The following is a 19426-nucleotide window of genomic DNA, read 5'->3' on the forward strand; positions in this document are numbered from 1 at the left end:
CCCGTCCCCCTTCGCCAAGGCCGCCGCATGACGACCGTTCGATCCCTGCTCTTCACCCTGTGGCTGTATCTGTCGATGCCGCTGTTCGCGGTCGTCCTGTCGCCGGCGTTGCTGATGCCGCACAAGGCGGCCATGGGGGTGATCAAGCTGTGGGCGCGCTTCGTCCTGTTCGGCCTGCGCTGGATCGCGGGAATCAAGGTCGAGGTGCGCGGGCTGGAGCATCGCCCCTCCGGTCCGGCGCTGATCGCCGCCAAGCATCAGGGGATGCTGGACGTGGTCGCGCCCTTCGCCTTTCTGGACGATCCGTGCTTCGTCCTGAAGAAGGAGCTGATGCCCCTGCCCTTCTTCGGTTGGTTCGCCTGGAAGACGAAGATGATCGCCGTCGACCGCGCCGCCCACGCCAAGGCGCTGAAGGACATGGTGCGCCAGACCCGCGCGCGCCTGGCCGACGACCGCCAGATCCTGATCTTCCCCGAAGGCACCCGCACGGCGCCCGGCGAACCGGCGGACTACAAGCCGGGCGTGGCCGCCATCTATCGCGACGTGGACGCGCCCTGCTGGCCGGTCGCCACCAACTCGGGCGTCCATTGGCCGGCGCATGGCTTCAAACGTTATCCGGGCACGGTCGTTTTCGAATTCCTGCCGCCTATTCCGGCCGGGCTGAAGCGCGCCGAGTTCATGAAGCAGTTGGAGAGCCGGATCGAAGGCGCCTCGATCGCCTTGTTGCCGCCCCAAACCTAGGCTTTGCAGGACGGGCCCCTATATCATCAGTTGTTGACCTGGGACCCGCTCATGATTTTCCGCTCCACCGTCCGCCTCGCGCTCCTGACCGCCGCCTTCGCCGGCCTGCCCGCCGCCGCCCTGGCGCAGTCGCAGCCGTTCCAGCCGGTCGAGGCGCCGCAGACATGGAAGGTCGATGTCGGCGGCGGCTTCGTGCGCGGCTTCAGCGTGTCGGGCGACAAGGCCGAAGACTTCAACTTCACCGCCTGGGGCTCGGCCTCCTATCGCGACATCGTCTACGCCAACGGCTTGGACGGCCTGGGCTGGAACGCCATCAAGCGCGACGGCTTCCATGCGGGCGTCCAGCTTCGCCCTCGTTTCGCGGCAGGCGATATCGACGGCATGGACCGGCCGGACCTGGGCGCCGATGCGGCGCTCTACGCCTTCAAGCGCCTGCCGGGGAACATCGTGGTCGGCGGCCGCATCCAGCATGACGCCACGGGCGACGACGCCGGACTGGAATACTACGGCTCGGTCAGCCACCAGCGCGTGACGCCCATCGGCCTGTTGCAGACCATGGCCTATATGCGCGGCGGCAGCGACGAGCGGGTCCAGCGCTATTACGGCGTCACCGCCCAGGAGGCGGCCAACACCGACTACGCCGCCTTCACGCCTTCGGGCGGCCTGTCGGCGGCGGGCGCGGCGGCCTTGCTGGCCGTGCCGATCGGCGACCGCTACGGCGTCGGCGCCTTCTTCAACTACGAACAGCGCCTGGGCGACATCAAGGACAGCCCCCTGATCGAGGACGACCATGTCTGGCGCGCAGGCGTGATCGGCGTGGTCCGCTTCAACAGCGGCGACTGAGGCGTCAGCCCGCCGCGAACTCGCTGAGCGCGTCGATGACGGCGCGGTTCTGATCCTCGGTCCCGACCGTCACCCGCAGGCAGTCCGGCAGGCCATAGCTGGCCACGCCGCGCACGATGATCCCCCTGGACTGCAGATAGTCCTGCGCCGCCGAGGCCGGGCGCTTCGCATCCGGGAAGCGGATCAGGATGAAGTTGCCCGAGGCCGGGAACACCTCGAAGCCGAAGCCCTTGACGGCCTGGATCAGGCGCGGCCGCCACTCGGCCACCAGGTCGCGCGAGGCCTTCTGGTGCGCTTCGTCGCCCAACGCCGCGATGGCCGCCTCGATCCCCGGCAGGGAGACGTTGAACGGCAGGCGGATGCGGTCGATGGCCTGTTCCACCGCCAGCGGCGCATAGCCGAAGCCGACGCGCAGGCCCCCCAGGCCGTGCAGCTTGGAGAAGGTGCGGGTGACGACGATGTTGGGCGCCGTGCGCGCCAGGTCGAAGGCGCTTTCCCAGTCCGGCTCGGTCACGAACTCGGCATAGGCTTCGTCGATCACCAGGATGACGTGGGGCGGCAGGCCCGCGTGCAGGCGACGGATCTCCTCGCCCGTGGCGAAGCTGCCCGTCGGATTGGCCGGGTTCGACAGATAGACCAGCTTGGTCCGCTCATCGACCAGGCCCAGCATGGCGTCGACATCGGCGCGGAAGTCCGGCTCAGCCGCCTGCTTGACTTCGGCCTGACAGGCGCGGGCCGAGATCTGATAAGCGACGAAGGCGTACTGGCTGGTGACGATGTTGTCGCCAGCCTCCAGATAGGTCTGGTTCAGCAGGGCGAAGACCTCGTCCGAGCCGTTGCCGAAGATCAGCCGTTCCGGCTCCAGCCCATGCGCCTCAGCCACCGCCGCGCGCAGTCGGTCGGCCCGGCCGTCGGGATAGAGGTGGATCGAGGCGACGGCGGCGGCGAAGGCCTCGCGCGCCTTTTCGCCCGCGCCCAGGGCGTTTTCGTTGGAGGACAGCTTGATCGGCTTGGCCACCCCGGCGATGGCGCTCTTGCCGCCGACATAGGGGGCGATGTCCAGCACGCCGCTCTTGGGTTGAGGCGATCCCTCGGGGGCGTTCGCTTCGGTCATGCGCGGGTCATCCTGTCGGCCGCTGGGTTTCAGAAGACGGGAGCGGCGCCGATGACGCCGGTCAGGCCGCCGGGCGCGCCGTCCAGCCTGATGTCTTCCGCCTGCACATAGCCCGTCAGGACGAACAGCTTCAACCCGCCTCCGCCCGACAGAAATTCAGCCGCCAGGCCCGCCTGGCCCAGGGCCTCGACGATGCGGGCGTCCGGCCAACCGCTGTCCGTGACCCAGAAGGTGCGGTCGTCGCCGGTCGGCCCCGGCGCCTCGGTCCCGACCATCAGGGCGCGCGGCGCCCCGGCGGCGTCATCCGGCAAGGCGGCGATGACCTTCAGCATGGGCAGGGCCAGCAGCCGCCCCCACCACGGCCGCGCCGACAGATCGATCAGGGCGCGCGTCTTCTTCGCCGCCCCGTCGCGCACGGCGATCAGGGCCTGATCGGCCTCGGCCATCGGCCGCGCCGCCAGCCCCCAGCGGTCAGCCGCCAGCATCTGCGACAACGATCCGCAGGCGATCAACGGCCGTCCGTCGGCCGCCTCCAGCCGTCCCAGCACGGCGCGCACCGCCGCTTTTTCCGACAGGCTCGCGCCTTGCAGAACCGCGCGCAGTGCGATGGCGTCGCCGTCGACCGAGCCGCGCGGCCCCGCCGCCAGCCGGGCGCGAGCGGCCTCGACCACGGCGCGTTCCAGCGACAGGCGCGCTTCGTCGGCGGGCGGCTCGATCAGCATCAGAACAGCTGCGGCGCGGGCGCCAGGGCGAACGGCCCCAGATAGGTGCGGCCGCCGCGGAACAGGATGGCCAGCTCCACGCCCTGACCGTCGTCGCCGGTCCCGCCCTGCGGCGTGGCGGCGGCGGCCCTGGCGGCGGCGGCGCGGTCCAGCGCCCCGCCCTGCTGGGCGCCCGCCAGGCCGACAATGGCCGCCAGCGGCTTCTCGGCGCGCACGAAGACCTCGCCTTCCAGCCGGCCCTTGCCGTCCGCCGACAGGGCGTCGCTGGAGACGAAGGCCTTGCTCTCGCCGGCCTGCAGCTGGCCCTTCACGTCGATGAAGCGGCCGCCCGCCGCCGTCCAGGCGGTCAGCAGCCCCTTGGCGTCCGCGCCCTTGCGCAGGGCCGAGGCCTTTTCGATCACCGCCTCGATCTGCGCGTTCAACATCCCCGACTGGGTGAAGCCTTCGACCGGGCCGTTCGGGCGGCCCTCGCCGTCGACCAGACGGAACAGCACGTCCACATCATCGGTCGGCGTGTCCGAGCCGACCAGGTGCGGCCGCATGTAGAACTGCACCAGACGCGCCTGCTTCAGCGGGAAGGGCTCGGCGTCCGGCAGGGCGGTGAAGACCGGCTTCTCCAGCTCCAGCGCCACATTGGGCCAGCGCTGCGTCAGGCCGTGCACGCTCATGCGGATGCCCTCGGCGCGGATGGCGGTCTTGCCCTTCTCTGCGCGCGTGACGGTCAGGCCGTCCGGCGCCGCCAGCACCCAGCGCGTAGGATTGTAGGCGTTGGCTTGGGCGATCATCTCCGGCGCCGCGATCGCATGACCGGACGGGGCGACGACGTCCAGATGCTTGATCGTCACCCGCGCGTGCATCGGCCAGCCGGTGGTGGATATCCCGGCATGCTGGATGGTCCAGCCGCCCTCCTGCAGCCCGGCGATCTTGGCCTCCATGCGCCGCTCGATCTGCTGGGTCAGGAAGAACCACCAGCCGGTCCACAGGACCAGGCCCACGGCGACGATGGCGAAGGGGATGATCAAGCCCTTACGGCTGTGATGCGGGACGGCGTCGGTCATGAGCGCGCTTTAGCAGGATGAGCGGCTGCTGACACGTCCTGTCAGCAGGAACAGGCCAGGCTGCCGCCCGTTCGAATCGCAATCTGACAGGAGACGAGGACCATGGAGACGCAGCAGCTTCATCGCGGCCGGCTGATCGACCATCTGCAACTGGTGACGCCGGACCTGGAGGCCAGCCGCCGCTTCTACGGCGCTGTGCTGGAGGCCCTGGGCGTGCCGATCGGCGGCGAAGCCGAACGCTTCTTCTGGGCCGACGAACTGTTCGTCTCGGCGGTGGACAGCATCGCCGCGCAGGGCCGGCCGACGGGCCGCTGCCACCTGGCCTTCCAGGCGAAGGACCGCGCCATGGTCGAAGCCTTCCACAAGGCGGGGCTGGCGGCGGGCGGAACCGACAACGGCGCGCCGGGCGAGCGGCCCTATCACCCCGGCTACTACGCCGCCTTCCTGCTCGACCCGGACGGCAACAACATCGAGGCGGTGTTCCACGGCGAGGCCGAGCGTTCCGCCGACAGCGTGGTCGTGACGTTCGAGAGCTAGGCCGGTCAGGCCGTCAGGTCCGCCCACGTCGCCGTGCAGGCGCGCGCCGCCTCGTCCGGCGCCAGCTCCAGCAGCAGGCCGCGCTGGCCGCCGTTGATCAGCACCCGGTCGAACAGGATCGCCGTCTCGTCGATGAAGGTCGGGACGGCCTTCCTCTGGCCGAAGGGGCTGACGCCGCCGACCTTGAAGCCGGTCAGGCGCTCGGCGTCGGCGGGCTTCATCATCTGGGCCGACTTGCCCCTGGCGGCGGCGGCCAGCTTCTTCATGCTGACCTCGCAGTCGGACGGCACGACGACGCAGACGGGCTTGCCGTCCACCACTGTCATAAGCGTCTTGAACACCTGCTCGGGCGCCCAGCCCAGGGCCTCGGCCGCCTGCAGGCCCACGCGCGGCGCTTCGGGGTCGTAATCGTAGGGATGCAGTTCGAAAGCGACGCCGGCGTTGGTCAGGGCGACAGTGGCGGAGGTGGTCTTGGACATGGGCCTTGGGTCAGTTTGAAGCGCAGCGCTTTGAATAACCGACAGAGCGATCATGCGCAGGCCCCTTTTCTTTCGTCATCCTCCGGCGCCCCTCGCGAAAGCGAGGGAGAGCGGGGGACCTAGCGGCGCCCGGAGGGCGAAAACCCGCGCGCAGCGCCCGCAGCAAAGATCGCCTTCGGCGCCGCTGGGTCCCCCGGTCAGCGCCGCTGCGCGGCTTGCCGGAGGATGACGAAAGAAGAGGGAGCGGAGGCTTCAGCCCGATTCCGCCAGGAAGCCCTTGGTCAACTCCACCGTCTCGGCCAGGCCCAGGCGCAGCACCTCCGTCCCCGGCGGCAAGGCGGCGAACAGGCGCGTCGGGCAGGCGGCGTCCAGCATGACGAAGACGCCCCGATCGTCTGCGCGGCGGATCAGACGGCCGAACGCCTGAGCGATCCGCCCGCGCGCCAGGGCGTCGTCCCACGAACGCCCGCCCGAGCCCGTGCCGAACCGCTCGCGTCGCGCCTTGTGCAGCAGGTCCGGACGCGGCCACGGCACCCGGTCGAAGGCCAGAACGCGCAAGGACCGCCCCGGCACGTCCACCCCGTCCCTGACCGCATCGGTGCCCAGCAGGCAGCTGTCGCGCTCGGCCCTGAAGACGTCGACCAGCGCTCCGACCTCCAGCGGATCGACGTGCTGGGCGTAGAGCGGCAGGCCCGCCCGCGCCAGTTCCGGCCCCAGTCGCTCATAGACCGCTTTCAGCCGCCGGATGGCGGTGAACAGGCCCAGTCCGCCGCCGCCCGCCGCCAGAAACAGTTCGCGCATGGCCGAGGCGATCTGGCGCGGGTCGTCCTTGACGAGATCATTGACGACGATGACCCGGCTGTTGGTGGCATAGTCGAACGGGCTGTCGACCTTCAGCGTCCGCGCCGGTTCGATCAGCCGCGCCGCCCCGGTCCGCAGGCGAGCCAGGTCGAACGGATCCTCGGCCGCCGGATCGGACAGGGTGGCGGATGTCACCAGCACCCCGTGCGACGGCATGACCACCGCCGCCTCCAGCGGCACGGTCGGGTCGATCCAGTGACGGCGCAGGGCCACGTCGTGGATGCGGCCGAAAGCGGCTTCCGCCGAAAGCCAGTCGACATAATCGGGGTCCGGTTCATCGCCCCCCTCCTCCAGCGCCGCCAGCATGGAGCGCCAGCCGGGCAGGGTCATGCGCGCGCGCCGGTCCAGCCCGCGCAGCGAGCCTTCGATGCGGGCGCGAGCGGCGCCGTCCAGCTCGGCCGCCTCCTCGTCCAGAATGTCTTCGAGGTGGCGCGACAGGGCCAGCAGCGGCGCCTCGACGGCGGCGATGGCGCGGGCGGCCTCGCGCGCGGCCTCCAGCACCGGCTCGGTGACGGGGCGCAGGGCGCACTCCAGTCCGAACTCGGCGCCGCCGGTCTCGGCCGCGCGGGCGCGCAGTTGCTCCAGCGCCGCGACCAGAAATCGCTCGATTGGCCCGACGGGGTTCACCTCGCCGGACGCCGGAGCGATGCGGCCCGACACGCCTTCGCCCGGCAGTTGGGCGGCGGCCTGCAGCGCGTCCTTCAGGGCCTTGGAGGCGGCTTCGTTGTCGGCGGCCAGATCGCCCAGGCGCTGTTCTAGTCCGCGTCCGCGACGGCCGCGCCCCTCGGGCCCTCTGATCCAGCGGCGCAGTTCGGCCGCCTCCTGCCCCGACAGACACGCTGAGAAGGCGCTGTCGGCGGCGTCGAACAGGTGGTGGCCCTCGTCGAAGACGATGCGTTTCAGCGCCGCCGTTTCGCCGTCCTGCTTCAGACCGCGGGCGGTGCGGGCGCCGTCGAAGGCCGCCTGCGTCATCACCAGCGCATGATTGGCCACCACCAGATCGGCCCGACGGCTGGCCCGAATGGTCTTTTCAACGAAGCACAGGCGATAGTGGGGACAGACGGCGTGAACGCATTCTCCGCGTCGGTCGACCAGATTGGCCGGGCCCGCCTGATGCAGGGGCGCGGTGGCATAGAGGCCGGGCAGCCAGCCGGGATAGTCGCCGCCGGTCATGTCGCCGTCGCGGGTATGGGCGGCCCAGCGCGCGGCCAGAGCCATGCCGATCAGGTCGCCGTTCCCCAGTTGCGCCGCCTGCACCATGTCCTGAAGATTCAGCAGGCACAGGTAGTTCTCGCGCCCCTTGCGGACCACCGTCTTGCGCCTCCGCTCTGCCTCGTCGGGCCACAGGGCGCGGCTTTCGCGGTCGATCTGGCGTTGCAGGGCGCGGGTGTAGGTCGAGATCCACGCCGCCCCGACGTTGCGTTCGGCCCACAGGCTGGCGGGCGCCAGATAGCCCATGGTCTTGCCCGTGCCGGTCCCCGCCTCGGCCAGCAGGACGCGCGGACGGCCCTCTTCGTTGCGCGGCGAAAAGGCATAGGCGGCCTCGGCCGCATAGTCGGATTGGGCGGGCCGCGTCTCGTCCAGACCCGAGGCCTGAAGCAGCTTGTCCAGACGGATGCGGGCGCTCTCGGAATCGACCGGGGTGGACCCGGCCTCGCCGCGCGGCGCCTCGTCCTCCCACTCCTGCAGGCGAGCCCAGACGTCGAGGCCCGAGCCGCGCTGCTGGCGGCTGCGCAACGGCCCGGCGCGCAGGGCCTGAAGCACCCGCGACGCCCAACCCCAGCCTGCGCGCTCCAGCGTCAGGGCCAGCGTGTAGGCCTCCTCCCGCCCCGGATAGGCGGGCGCGGCCAGTTCGGCCAGCAGGTCGGCGGCGGCGGCGCGCAGGGCGGCGGCCTGGGCCTCGGCCCCCCTCGGCTCCTCGCGCCCGAGGGCCAGCGCCAGCCCGGTGGCCGACGGGGCGCAGAACCGGGCCGGGCGCACGAAGGCGAACAGCTCCAGCGCGTCCAGCATCTCAGCCGAGCGCGGCGGCGGCGCCAGACCCAGCCGCCGCGCCGTCAGCCCGGCGTGGGCGACGATGACGTCGCCGCCGGTGAACAGGCTCTCGGCGGCGCCGCGCCCGATCTTGCGCGCGCCCTGATCGTCGCACACGGCGCCGGCCCCCGGCGGCGTAGCCAACGCGGGCGGCAGGTCGAACGTCAGGGTCGACGCAGTGCTGATCTCGGCGGATTCGACAGTCACCTTTGCTAGATAGCGTCGAAGGTGACGAAACGGAACGGGAACATGCTATAGGCCTGTCGTGACGACGCCGATCACTGCAACGCTTCCGCCGCTGTTCGCCGACTGGTTCGCCGGTCGGGGCTGGTCGCCGCGTCGGCATCAGCTGGAAATGGTGGCGGCGGCCGAGGCCGGACAGCACGCCCTGCTGGTGGCGCCGACGGGCGGCGGCAAGACGCTGGCAGGCTTCCTGCCCAGCCTGATCGATCTGGCCGAGCGCGGCCCGAGGCCCGAGGCCGGGCAGGGATCAGGCGTTCACACCCTCTATCTGTCGCCGCTGAAGGCCCTGACCACCGACGTCGAGCGCAACCTGATGACGCCCATCCGCGAGATCGGGCTGAACATCCACGTCGAGAGCCGCACCGGCGACACCAAACAGTCGAAGAAGCAGCGCCAGCGCGACTTCCCGCCCGACATCCTGCTGACCACGCCGGAGCAGCTGGCCCTGTTCTGCGCCTGGGAGGGGGCGAGGGACTATTTCGCCGATCTGAAATGCGTGGTGCTGGACGAGGTCCACGCCATCTGGAGCGGCAAGCGCGGCGACCTGCTGGCGCTGGGGCTGGCGCGGTTGCAGACGTTCGCGCCTGAAATGCGTCGGGTGGCGTTGAGTGCGACGGTGGATGATCCGCAAAAGATCGCCGACTGGCTCTCCCCTTCTCCCCTTGTGGGAGAAGGTGGCAGGCGGAGCCTGACGGATGAGGGGTCTCGGGACGTTGCCGAGGCTTCTTCATCTCGCCCTGGAGGCACCCCTCATCCGAGCCCTTCGGGCCCACCTTCTCCCACAAGGGGAGAAGGGATTCGCGTCGTCCTCGGCGACCCCGGCGCGCCGCCGGTGGTCGACGTGCTGGTGTCAGAAGGCCGCGTGCCGTGGGCCGGGCACACCGGCGTCCACGCCATTCCCGAAGTCTATGACGCCATCCGCCGCGCAGGCCTCAGCCTGATCTTCGTCAACACCCGCTGGCAGGCCGAGTTCGTCTTCCAGTCGCTGTGGGCGATCAATGAGGACGACCTGCCCATCGCCCTGCATCACGGCTCCCTGGCCGCCGAGCAGAGGCGCAAGGTCGAGGCGGCCATGGCGCGCGGCGACCTGAAGGCCGTAGTCTGCACCTCGACGCTGGACCTCGGCATCGACTGGGGCGATGTCGATCTGGTGATCCAGCTGGCCGCGCCTAAGGGGGCCAGCCGTCTGGTCCAGCGGATCGGCCGGGCCAACCACCGACTGGACGAGCCGTCGCGCGCCCTGATGGTCCCGGCCAGCCGCTTCGAGATGCTGGAGTGTCAGGCGGCGCGCGAGGCCGTGGCCGAGAACGCCTTCGACTGGGAGCCGGAACATACGGGCACGCTGGATACGCTGGCCCAGCATGTCATGGGCTGCGCCTGTTCGGAGGCCTTCGACCTGCCCGACCTGTTCGCCGAGGTGACGACGGCCGGTCCCTATCGCGGCCTGAGCTATGAGGCGTTCGAGGAGGTGGTCGATCTGGTCGCCACCGGCGGCTATGCGCTGCGCACCTATGACCGCTTCGCCCGCATCGTGCGCACCCGCGACGGCAAATGGACCGTCCGCAACGCCCAGATGGCCCAGCGACACCGGATGAACGTCGGCGCCATCGTCTCGGCCGCCAATCTGAACGTGCGCGTCGCGGGGCGGCGCGGGGGCGGCAAACACCTGATCGCAGGCCGCAAGATCGGCGAGGCCGAGGAATGGTATTTCGAGCAGATGACGCCGGGCGACACCTTCGTCTTCGCCGGTCAGGTCTGGGCCTTTCAGGGCATCGTGAAAACGGACGCCCTGGTCTCGCCCGCCGTCGATAAAGACCCGAAGATTCCCTCCTACGGCGGCTCGAAATTCCCTCTGGGCACCTCCCTGGCCGAGCGGGTGCGGCGCATGGTGCAGGACCGCGACCACTGGCGCGTCCTGCCGTTCGACGTGCAGGAGTGGCTGGAGCTTCAGGCGTTGCGCAGCGCCATCCCCGAAGCGCAGACCCTGCTGGTCGAGACCTTTCCGAGGGGCACGCGGCATTTCCTGGTCGCCTATCCGTTCGAGGGGCGGCTGGCGCACACGACCCTGGCCATGCTGCTGACGCGGCGGCTGGACCGGATGGGCGTCGGGCCGCTGGGCTTTGTGGTCACCGACTACTCGCTGGCCATCTGGTCGATCCGACCGATGGACGACCTCGATCTGGACGCCCTGTTCGAGCCGGACATGCTGGGCGACGATCTGGAGGCCTGGCTGGAGGAAAGCTTCATGATGAAACGGTCCTTCCGCAACTGCGCCCTTATCTCGGGCCTGATCGAGCAGCGCCAACCGGGGGCGGAAAAGACCGGGCGGCAGGTGACGTTTTCCACCGACCTGATCTACGACGTGCTGCGTCGCCATCAGCCCGATCACCTGCTGCTGAGGACGGCGCGGGCGGATGCAGCGACGGGCCTGCTGGACGTGGCGCGGCTGGGCCAGTTCCTGAGCCGCATCCACGGCCGCATCATGCACAAGGCGCTGGACCGGCCCTCGCCCTTCTGCGTGCCGGTGCTGGTGCAGATCGGACGCGAACGGGTCGTGGGGGACGCGGCGGAAATGATCCTTGATGAAAGCGCCGAGGCCCTGATCGCCGAGGTCATGGAAGACGCGCCCGAAGCGCTGAAGGGGGCGGCGTGAACGCGGCCTTGCGGGAAATCCTGTCGCCCTATCGTCATCCGTGCGGCGGGTTGAAGCTGACGGTCAACGGCGAAGCCTGCGTGCTGCGCTGCTCCGGAGCCCTGTGGTTGCCGGGGCGTCAGACCCTGATCGCTTCGGACCTGCATCTGGAGAAGGGCTCGGCCTTCGCGGCGCGCGGGCAGATGTTGCCGCCATACGACAGCCCCGCCACCTTGGCCTGGCTGGAGGCCGAAATCGACGCGCTGGACCCGCGCGCGGTCGTCCTGTTGGGCGACAGCTTCCATGATTCAAAGGCTGTGTCGCGCATGGACGGCGCCCAACTGGCGCGGCTGGAGAGGCTGGCCGCGGGTCGCGACTGGATCTGGCTGGAGGGCAATCACGACCTGGACGCCCTGGCCGGCGCGCTGGCCAATCCCTTCAGGCGCCTGCCCGGCCGGGTGGTCGAGACCCTGGCGCTGGGCGGCCTGTTCCTGATCCACGAGCCGCAGCCCGACCCCGCGCCGGGCGAGGTGGCGGGCCACCTGCATCCCGCCGCTCGCGTCGCCGCCTATGGACGAGGCGTGCGCCGTCCCTGCTTCGTCACCGACGGACGGCGGCTGATCATGCCCGCCTTCGGCGCCTTCACCGGCGGATTGGATGTACGCGATCCGGCGATCGCGGGATTGTTCCCAACCCCGCCCCTGGCCGCGCTTCTGGGGCGGGACAAGGTTCACGCGGTGGCGTTCGAAACCCTCAGGTGACCTTCTTGGCCACGGTCACGCCCAGGATCAGGAAGACCACGAAGACGATCAGCGCCAGGACAGCCAGGAATTTGGCGATGCCCGCCGCCGCGCCCGCGATCCCGCCGAAACCCAGCAGACCGGCGACAAGGGCGATGGCGGCGAAGATGAGCGCCCATTTCAGCATGTCGGAAACCTCCGCTTTTCACCTCAGGCCAACGAGCCGCGTGAAATGGAGGTTCCGCCTGACCGAAAGGCGACGCCTCTCAGCTGACGTGCGGCGTGATGATGCCCAGCGGCAGGGTGGTGACGTTCTTGACCCCGCGAGTGACGATGTGGCTCTCGCAATTGGAGACGATTCCCAGCGTCAGCAGCTTGTCGCGCAGGAATTGATCGAAGGCGTGCATGTCGGTGGTGATGATGCGCAGGACATAGTCCTCGCGGCCGGTGATGGTGGCGCACTGCACGACTTCGGGCCAGCCTTCGACGGCCTGTTCGAAGATCTGCAGGTTGTCGCGCGTCGGCAGGCTCAGCTTGACGATGGCGTAGACTTCGAAGTCCAGGCCCAGAAGTCCGGCGTCCAAGAGCGTGACACGCTTGCGTATCAGGCCAGAGTCCTCCAGTCTCTTGATCCGGCGCCAGCACGGCGAGGCCGACAGGCCGACGCGATCGGCGACCTCGGCGACGGACAGGCCTGCGTCCTGTTGAAGGATGTCGAGGATGCGTGCGTCGATGGGGTCGAGTTCGTCGGCCAAAGGCTTTCTCCGAATTAGCTTTCTGCGCAATAAAATACCCCAAATCAGCATTTGGCAAGGGTGTTTTTGGGAGAGCTAACAGTGAGCCGACATGCTATGCCCTGCTTCATAAGGAAACGCGGCCGGTTCAACCGGACGGGAGGCATTGATGAAGAACACCCCGACGCTGTCGCTGCGCGTCCCGGAGCCTTCGGGCCGGCCGGGCGACACGCCTGATTTCAGCCACCTGAAGCTCGATGCGCCGGGCGCGGTCGACCGCCCCGACGTCAGCACGGCCCCCGCCGAGATGCGCGACCACGCCTTCCGCCTGATCCGCGTTCTGGACGATGAAGGCAAGGCCGTCGGCCCCTGGAATCCCAAGCTGGACCCCGAGACGATGCGTCGTGGCCTGAAGGCCATGATCCTGACGCGCGCCTTCGACGACCGGATGCACCGCGCCCACCGTCAGGGCAAGACCAGCTTCTATATGAAGTGCACCGGCGAAGAGGCCATCGCGGTCGCGCAAGGGATGATCCTGAGCCGCGAAGACATGGGCTTCCCCACCTATCGCCAGCAGGGCCTTCTGATCGCGCGCGACTATCCGCTCGCGACCATGATGAACCAGATCTATTCGAACGCCGAAGACCCCATCAAGGGCCGCCAGCTGCCGATCATGTATTCGGCCAAGGACTACGGCTTCTTCACCATCTCGGGCAATCTGGGCACGCAGTATGTTCAGGCCGTGGGCTGGGGCATGGCCTCGGCCATCCGCGGCGACGACAAGATCGCCATCACCTGGATCGGCGACGGCTCGACGGCCGAGAGCGACTTCCACTCGGCCCTGACCTTCGCCGCCGTCTATCGCGCGCCGGTCATCCTGAACATCGTCAACAACCAGTGGGCCATCAGCTCCTTCCAGGGCATCGCCGGCGGGCTTGAGACCACCTTCGCGTCCAAGGGCATCGGCTATGGCCTGCCCGCCCTGCGCGTCGACGGCAACGACTTCTTGGCCGTCTGGGCCGCGACCCAGTGGGCCGAGGAGCGCGCCCGCACCAATCAGGGCGCGACGATCATCGAGCTGTTCACCTATCGCGGCGCCCCGCACTCGACCTCGGACGACCCCAGCCGCTACCGCCCCGGCGACGAGCACGAGAAATGGCCGCTGGGCGATCCGATCGCCCGCCTGAAACAGCACCTGATCGTGCTCGGCGAATGGTCGGACGCACAACAGGAAGAAGCCGAGAAGGAAGCGGTCGAAAAAGTCCGCGCCGCCGCCCGTGAATCCGAGGCCATCGGCACGCTGGGCCAGTCGCGCCCCAGCGTGAAGACCATGTTCGAGGAGGTCTATGCGACCGAGGACTGGCGCCTGATCGAACAGCGCCGCGAGGTCGGAGTCTGACCATGAGCACCACTTCGATGAACATGATCCAGGCCCTGAACTCGGCCCTGGACGTCAAGATGGCCGAAGACCCCGCCGTCGTCTCCTATGGCGAGGACGCGGGCTATTTCGGCGGCGTCTTCCGCGTCACAGACCACCTGCAGAAGACGCACGGCCTGAACCGCAGCTTCGACGCCCCGATCTCGGAAACGGGCATCGTCGGCACGGCCATCGGCATGGCCGCCTATGGCCTGCGCCCGGTCGTCGAGATCCAGTTCGCCGACTACATCTATCCGGCCTACGACCAGATCATCTCCGAAGCGGCCAAGATGCGCTATCGCTCGGGCGGCCAGTTCACCACGCCCATGGTGATCCGCAGCCCCTACGGCGGCGGCATCTTCGGCGGCCAGACGCACAGCCAGTCGCCGGAAAGCCTGTTCACCCACATCGCCGGTCTGAAGGTGGTGATCCCGTCCAACCCCTATGACGCCAAGGGCCTGTTGACCGCAGCGATCGAGGACGACGATCCGGTCATCTTCTTCGAGCCCAAGCGCCTCTACAACGGCCCCTTCGACGGCTGGCACGAAAAGCCGGTCAGCCCGTGGAAGGCCCAGGAACTGGCCCAGGTCCCGACCGGCAAATACGTCGAGCCGATCGGCAAGGCGCGCGTGATGAAGGAAGGCTCCGACGTCACCATTCTGGCCTATGGCACCATGGTCTGGGTCGCGCTGGCGGGCGCCGAGCACGCGGGCGTGGACGCCGAGGTCATCGACCTTCGCACCCTGGTTCCGCTGGACATCGAGGCCATCGAGGCCTCGGTCAAGAAGACCGGCCGCTGCGTCATCGTGCACGAGGCGCCGAAAACCTCGGGCTTCGGCGGCGAACTGAGTGCGCTGGTGCAGGAGCGCTGCTTCTATCACCTGGAGGCCCCGGTGGCGCGCGTGACCGGCTGGGACACGCCCTATCCGCACGCCTTTGAATGGGAATATTTCCCCGGACCGCAGCGGGTCGCCGACGCGCTGAAAGCCGTCATGACGGGAGGTCGCTAAGATGGGTCGTTTTGTTTTCAAGCTTCCTGACGTCGGTGAAGGCACCGCCGAAGCCGAGCTCGTCGGCTGGCACGTCAAGGTCGGCGATACGGTCGCCGAGGATCAGATCGTCGCCGACGTCATGACCGACAAGGCCACGGTCGAACTGACCAGCCCGGTCGCGGGCGTCGTCACCGCCCTGCACGGCGAGCCCGGTCAGATGATGGCCGTGCGCGGCCCGCTGGCCGAGTTCGAGGTTGAGGGCGAAGGCAACGCCGCCGCCGACGAACCGGCCCCCGCGCCCGTCGCCGCTGAACCCGAGCCCGCTCCGGCCGCCGTCGAAGCGCCGAAGGCCGAAGCTGCACCTGTTTCCCCTGCGCCGGGCGGCGCCGCCAACCACGTCTTCAAACTGCCCGATGTCGGCGAAGGCACGGCCGAGGCCGAGCTGGTCGGCTGGCACGTCAAGGTCGGCGACGCGGTTCAGGAAGACCAGATCCTGGCCGAGGTCATGACCGACAAGGCGACGGTCGAACTGACCAGCCCCATCTCCGGCGTCGTCGTCGCCCTGCACGGCGAAGCCGGTCAGCAGATCGCCGTCGGCGGCCCGCTGGTCAGCTTCAAGGTCGAGGGCAAGGGCAATGTCGCCGAGGCCCCCGCCGCCGCTCCGGCGCCCGCCGCGAAGGCCGAAAAGGCCGCGCCGGCTCCGGTCGCCGCACCGGCCGCCAAGCCTGCTGCTGCGCCCAAGGCCGACGCCAAACCCGTTCCGGCCCTGACCGGCCGCCAGCCGGGCGAGCGCCCGCTGGCCTCGCCCGCCGTGCGCAACCGCGCGCGGGATCTGGGGATCGACCTGGTCTTCGTACCGGGCAGCGGCCCCGCAGGCCGCATCGAACACGCCGATCTGGACGCCTTCGTCGCGCGTGGCGGCACGTTCGCCCCCGCCACAGCCTCGGGCGGCTCGCTCTACGCCAGGGCCGAGGGAACCAACGAAGTCCGCATCATCGGCCTGCGCCGCAAGATCGCGGAGAAGATGGCCGAGAGCGTCCGTCGCATCCCGCACATCACCTATGTCGAGGACATCGACATGACGGCGGTGGAAGAGCTGCGCGCCCACCTGAACGCCCAGAACAAGGGCACAGGTCGCGCCAAGCTGAACGTCCTGCCCTTCATCGCCCGCGCCATCGTCGTGGCCCTGAAGGACCAGCCGAACATCAACGCCACCTATGACGACGAGGCGGGCGTGCTGACCCAGCACAACGCCGTCCACCTAGGCATCGCCGCCCAGACGCCGAACGGCCTGATGGTCCCGGTCGTCCGCCACGCCGAGGCGCGCGACGCCTATGACACGGCCGAGGAGATCGCCCGCGTCTCGGGCGCGGCCAAGGACGGCAGCGCCAAGCGCGAGGAACTGTCCGGCTCGACCATCACCATCACCTCGCTGGGCACGCTCGGCGGCGTGGTGCACACGCCCATCATCAACCACCCCGAAGTCGCCATCGTCGGTCCGAACAAGATCGAGGAGCGCGTCGTGGTGCGGAACGGCCAGATGGTCGTGCGCAAGATGATGAACCTGTCCTCCAGCTTCGATCACCGCATCGTCGACGGCCATGACGCGGCGGTCTTCGTGCAGAAGATCAAAAACCTGCTGGAGAATCCGGCGACCTTGTGGATGTAGAGCGGAATGCGAACGTCGCTCGCAGCAGCCATTGGCGCATGCATACTGTGCCTCTTGGGACCGAGCGCCACCATCGCCTGCACGGTGATGTTCGATGCTGACCATTCTGCAGATCTTGCAAGGCAGCGCTTGCATTGGGATCAAGCTGACAGCGTCGTTTTGGCTCGGCTCGATGGACGTGCTTGGCTCACGCGCGACCATGCGCGGCTAACCTGGCGCACCGTGGCGATCATCAAAGGGACTGTCGGCCCCGACGAGATCCACCGTATGCGGCATATCAACGGCGTCGACAGGGAATGCGGCTTCTTTCCTCCCGAGCGCGGCACGGTCGTGGTGCTCTATCTGAGACGTAACGGCTTGCCGACACGTCTTCTTCCCAACTCTGGCTGGTCCATCATCGACAGTGATGGACCTCGTTTCATCTACGATCCGCGTATCGCCGAAGCTCTTCGGGTAGCAGCTGATCGACTAAGGAGCCTGAACAGGTGACCCAGACCCTGAAAACCAAAGTCCTGATCATCGGCGCCGGGACCGGCGGCTATGTCGCAGGGATCCGTTGCGGCCAGCTGGGGCTGGAGACCGTGCTGGTGGACGCTTCTCCCGGCCTCGGCGGCACCTGCCTGAACGTCGGCTGCATCCCGTCCAAGGCCATCATCCACGCGGCAGGCAAGTTCGAGACGGTGGCAAAGGCCGCCGGCGACGGCACGCTGGGCATCACCGCCTCGACCCCGGCCATCGACCTGTCCAAGACGGTCGAGTGGAAGGACGGCGTGGTCAAGAAGCTGAACGCCGGCGTCGCCGCCCTGCTGAAGAAGGCCAAGGTCAAGGTCATCAAGGGCTGGGCCGAGTTCTCGGACGCCAAGACCTGCACGGTGAAGACCGACGACGGCGACATCCGCATCACCGCCGAACACGTCATCCTGGCCACGGGGTCGGAGCCGGTCGAACTGCCCTTCCTGCCCTTCGGCGGCGACGTGATCTCGTCCACCGAGGCGCTGAGCCTGCCGGAAGTGCCCAAGAAGCTGGTCGTCGTCGGCGGCGGCTATATCGGTCTCGAGCTGGGCATCGCCTTCCGCAAGCTGGGCGCCGAGGTGGCCATCGTCGAGATGGCCGAGCGCATCCTGCCGCTCTACAACAAGGCCCTGACCGACCCGGTCGCCAAATGGCTGGAAAGGCATGGAGTTAAGTTGCTGCTGGGCGCCCGCGCGGGAGGGTTCGGCGACGGCAAGCTGAACGTCACCGACAAGGACGGAAACCCGATGCAGTTGGACGCCGACAAGGTGCTGGTCACCGTCGGCCGCCGCGCGCGGACTCAGGGCTGGGGCCTGGAGAACATGGGCGTGGCCATGAACGGCCCGTTCGTGAAGATCGACAATCGCTGCGCCACCAGCATGAAGAACGTCTGGGCCATCGGCGACCTGACCGGCGAGCCCATGCTGGCGCACAAGGGTTCGGCCCAGGGCGAAGTCGTGGCCGAAATCATCGCCGGTCATGATCGCGTGTTCGACCCGACCACCATCGCCGCCGTCTGCTTCACCGAGCCGGAGATCGTCTCGGCGGGCCTCGGCCCCGACGACGTCAAGGGCCGCGACGACGTGATTCAGGCGGTCTTCCCCTTCGCCGCCATCGGCCGCGCCCTGGCCATCGAGGCGGGCGAGGACGGCGGCTTCGTCCGCGTCATCGCCTCGAAGACGGACCACCGCCTGCTGGGCGTCCAGGCCGTCGGCCAGCACGTGTCGGAGCTGTCCAACAGCTTCGCCCAGATGCTGGAGATGGGCGCGGTGCTTGAGGACGTGGCCGGAACCATCCACGTCCACCCGACCCTGGGCGAAGCCTTCCACGAGGCGTCCCTGCGCGCGCTGGGCCACGCCATACACATCTGAGGGCGCTATCGCTCGCGACGCGGTCGCTCGCTGCTTGAGCGCAGCTGAGGGCGCTATGCTCGGGTCGCGGACCCTCGCGACTTGAGCGCAGTCGAGCAGGCCGCGGTCGTCGGCCCTTCGGGACCTCCCGACCCGACGCGGCCTGAGCCCTTCTCCCCTTGTGGGAGAAGGTGGCCCGTCAGGGCCGGATGAGGGGTCTCTCCGAAGCTGGATGAAGGCCGGGGATTTGAGGTCGCGAAACCCCTCATCCGACCTCGCTCCGCTCGCCCACCTTCTCCCACAAGGGGAGAAGGAACGCGTCTGTCCGCCTCGGGGTGACCGGGCGGCGAGAGGGCTGGGCGGGGCGCCGGGGCTTCGCCCGGAGAAGATGTGATTTACCGTTTCGACGAAGGCCGACGCCCCGCGCGAAGAGTCGGACATGAGCTCGGGGCAGGCGCCGTTGTTCGCGGCTACCCCCGGCGCCCATGACGGGCAGGCCGCGCGACGACGCGGTCCTGGAACGGTCCGAGTAACCCCCTCGACCCTGGCCGGAGCCTCTCTGACGGACGGGTCGAACGCCCCGTCGCTAGACCCCGTCGGCTCCGCGTCCCGATGTCTGCGGCCGGTCGCGCTTGCGCACGGCTTGAGGCCGCGGAACGACGTTGGAGGCGTTCGCCTCGTTCCGCCGCCCACAGGACATCCTGAACCGCCCGCCCGAACCGTCGCCGCCTTCCGCTGGGGTTCCCCTTGC

At 68.9% G+C, this 19426-nt stretch carries 17 protein-coding genes; 10 read left to right on the forward strand and 7 right to left on the reverse strand.

Annotation, left to right across the window (positions count from 1 at the left end):
* Positions 1-27 precede the first annotated feature (27 nt).
* Together ACWGL1_RS02560 and ACWGL1_RS02565 are read left to right on the forward strand one after the other, a co-directional pair.
* Positions 28-741, forward strand: a complete 714-nt coding sequence (locus tag ACWGL1_RS02560) for a lysophospholipid acyltransferase family protein (protein ID WP_452111086.1) — start codon at positions 28-30, stop codon at positions 739-741.
* Positions 742-792: 51 nt separating this feature from the next.
* Complete coding sequence (locus ACWGL1_RS02565; RefSeq protein ID WP_291782880.1) at positions 793-1584, forward strand: MipA/OmpV family protein; 792 nt, start codon at positions 793-795, stop codon at positions 1582-1584.
* Positions 1585-1588: 4 nt separating this feature from the next.
* Here the strand turns inward: ACWGL1_RS02565 and hisC are convergent, their stop codons facing one another.
* Genes hisC through ACWGL1_RS02580 form a run of 3 tightly spaced genes read right to left on the reverse strand, consistent with a single transcriptional unit; the run spans position 1589 to position 4478 of the window.
* A complete protein-coding gene (hisC, locus tag ACWGL1_RS02570; protein WP_338577045.1) occupies positions 1589-2698 on the reverse strand; it encodes a histidinol-phosphate transaminase in 1110 nt (369 codons plus the stop codon).
* 29 nt (positions 2699-2727) lie between these two features.
* On the reverse strand, positions 2728-3420 hold the full coding sequence (locus ACWGL1_RS02575; protein ID WP_338577047.1) for a hypothetical protein: 693 nt from the start codon (positions 3418-3420) through the stop codon (positions 2728-2730).
* Entirely contained in the window at positions 3420-4478 is a 1059-nt protein-coding gene (locus tag ACWGL1_RS02580; protein ID WP_291782872.1) for a DUF2125 domain-containing protein, read from the reverse strand. Before ACWGL1_RS02580 ends, ACWGL1_RS02575 begins: the two co-directional genes overlap by 1 nt.
* Before the next feature lie 102 nt (positions 4479-4580).
* Here ACWGL1_RS02580 and ACWGL1_RS02585 point away from each other — a divergent pair, with 102 nt between their 5' ends.
* Positions 4581-5015, forward strand: coding sequence for a VOC family protein (locus ACWGL1_RS02585; protein WP_003166237.1), 435 nt, complete (start codon positions 4581-4583; stop codon positions 5013-5015).
* Between the two features lie 5 nt (positions 5016-5020).
* On the opposite strand, the gene ybaK is transcribed toward ACWGL1_RS02585, so the two are convergent.
* On the reverse strand, positions 5021-5494 hold the full coding sequence (gene ybaK / locus ACWGL1_RS02590) for a Cys-tRNA(Pro) deacylase (protein WP_291782870.1): 474 nt from the start codon (positions 5492-5494) through the stop codon (positions 5021-5023).
* Between the two features lie 252 nt (positions 5495-5746).
* Positions 5747-8593 carry an ATP-dependent DNA helicase gene (locus ACWGL1_RS02595; protein WP_452111087.1) on the reverse strand — a complete coding sequence of 949 codons (2847 nt, stop codon included), beginning with the start codon at positions 8591-8593 and terminating at the stop codon, positions 5747-5749.
* Between the two features lie 58 nt (positions 8594-8651).
* Here ACWGL1_RS02595 and ACWGL1_RS02600 point away from each other — a divergent pair, with 58 nt between their 5' ends.
* A complete protein-coding gene (locus tag ACWGL1_RS02600) occupies positions 8652-11282 on the forward strand; it encodes a ligase-associated DNA damage response DEXH box helicase (protein ID WP_452111088.1) in 2631 nt (876 codons plus the stop codon).
* Positions 11279-12022, forward strand: a complete 744-nt coding sequence (pdeM, locus tag ACWGL1_RS02605) for a ligase-associated DNA damage response endonuclease PdeM (RefSeq protein ID WP_452111089.1) — start codon at positions 11279-11281, stop codon at positions 12020-12022. The genes ACWGL1_RS02600 and pdeM overlap by 4 nt, the downstream gene beginning before the upstream one ends.
* Here the strand turns inward: pdeM and ACWGL1_RS02610 are convergent.
* Both ACWGL1_RS02610 and ACWGL1_RS02615 read right to left on the reverse strand, forming a co-directional pair.
* Positions 12015-12188 (reverse strand): DUF1328 family protein, encoded by a 174-nt coding sequence (locus ACWGL1_RS02610; protein WP_452111090.1) that lies wholly within the window; start codon positions 12186-12188, stop codon positions 12015-12017. The two genes, pdeM and ACWGL1_RS02610, sit on opposite strands and share 8 nt — an antisense overlap.
* A 79-nt stretch (positions 12189-12267) precedes the next feature.
* Entirely contained in the window at positions 12268-12756 is a 489-nt protein-coding gene (locus tag ACWGL1_RS02615; protein WP_291782849.1) for an Lrp/AsnC family transcriptional regulator, read from the reverse strand.
* A 148-nt stretch (positions 12757-12904) separates the two neighbouring features.
* Between ACWGL1_RS02615 and ACWGL1_RS02620 the strand changes: the two genes are divergently transcribed.
* The 5 genes from ACWGL1_RS02620 to lpdA are packed head-to-tail and all read left to right on the forward strand — an operon-like array spanning position 12905 to position 18696.
* The gene (locus ACWGL1_RS02620) at positions 12905-14134 is read left to right on the forward strand and encodes a thiamine pyrophosphate-dependent enzyme (protein WP_452111091.1); all 1230 of its coding nucleotides are present in this window, start codon (positions 12905-12907) and stop codon (positions 14132-14134) included.
* 2 nt (positions 14135-14136) lie between these two features.
* Entirely contained in the window at positions 14137-15162 is a 1026-nt protein-coding gene (locus tag ACWGL1_RS02625) for an alpha-ketoacid dehydrogenase subunit beta (RefSeq protein ID WP_452111092.1), read from the forward strand.
* Between the two features lies 1 nt (position 15163).
* On the forward strand, positions 15164-16813 hold the full coding sequence (locus tag ACWGL1_RS02630) for a 2-oxo acid dehydrogenase subunit E2 (RefSeq protein ID WP_452111093.1): 1650 nt from the start codon (positions 15164-15166) through the stop codon (positions 16811-16813).
* A 6-nt stretch (positions 16814-16819) separates the two neighbouring features.
* Entirely contained in the window at positions 16820-17302 is a 483-nt protein-coding gene (locus tag ACWGL1_RS02635; RefSeq protein WP_338577065.1) for a hypothetical protein, read from the forward strand.
* Positions 17299-18696 carry a dihydrolipoyl dehydrogenase gene (gene lpdA, locus ACWGL1_RS02640; protein ID WP_452111094.1) on the forward strand — a complete coding sequence of 466 codons (1398 nt, stop codon included), beginning with the start codon at positions 17299-17301 and terminating at the stop codon, positions 18694-18696. Before ACWGL1_RS02635 ends, lpdA begins: the two co-directional genes overlap by 4 nt.
* The last annotated feature ends 730 nt before the right edge of the window (positions 18697-19426 follow it).

The organism is Brevundimonas sp. NPDC055812 (assembly GCF_053616535.1).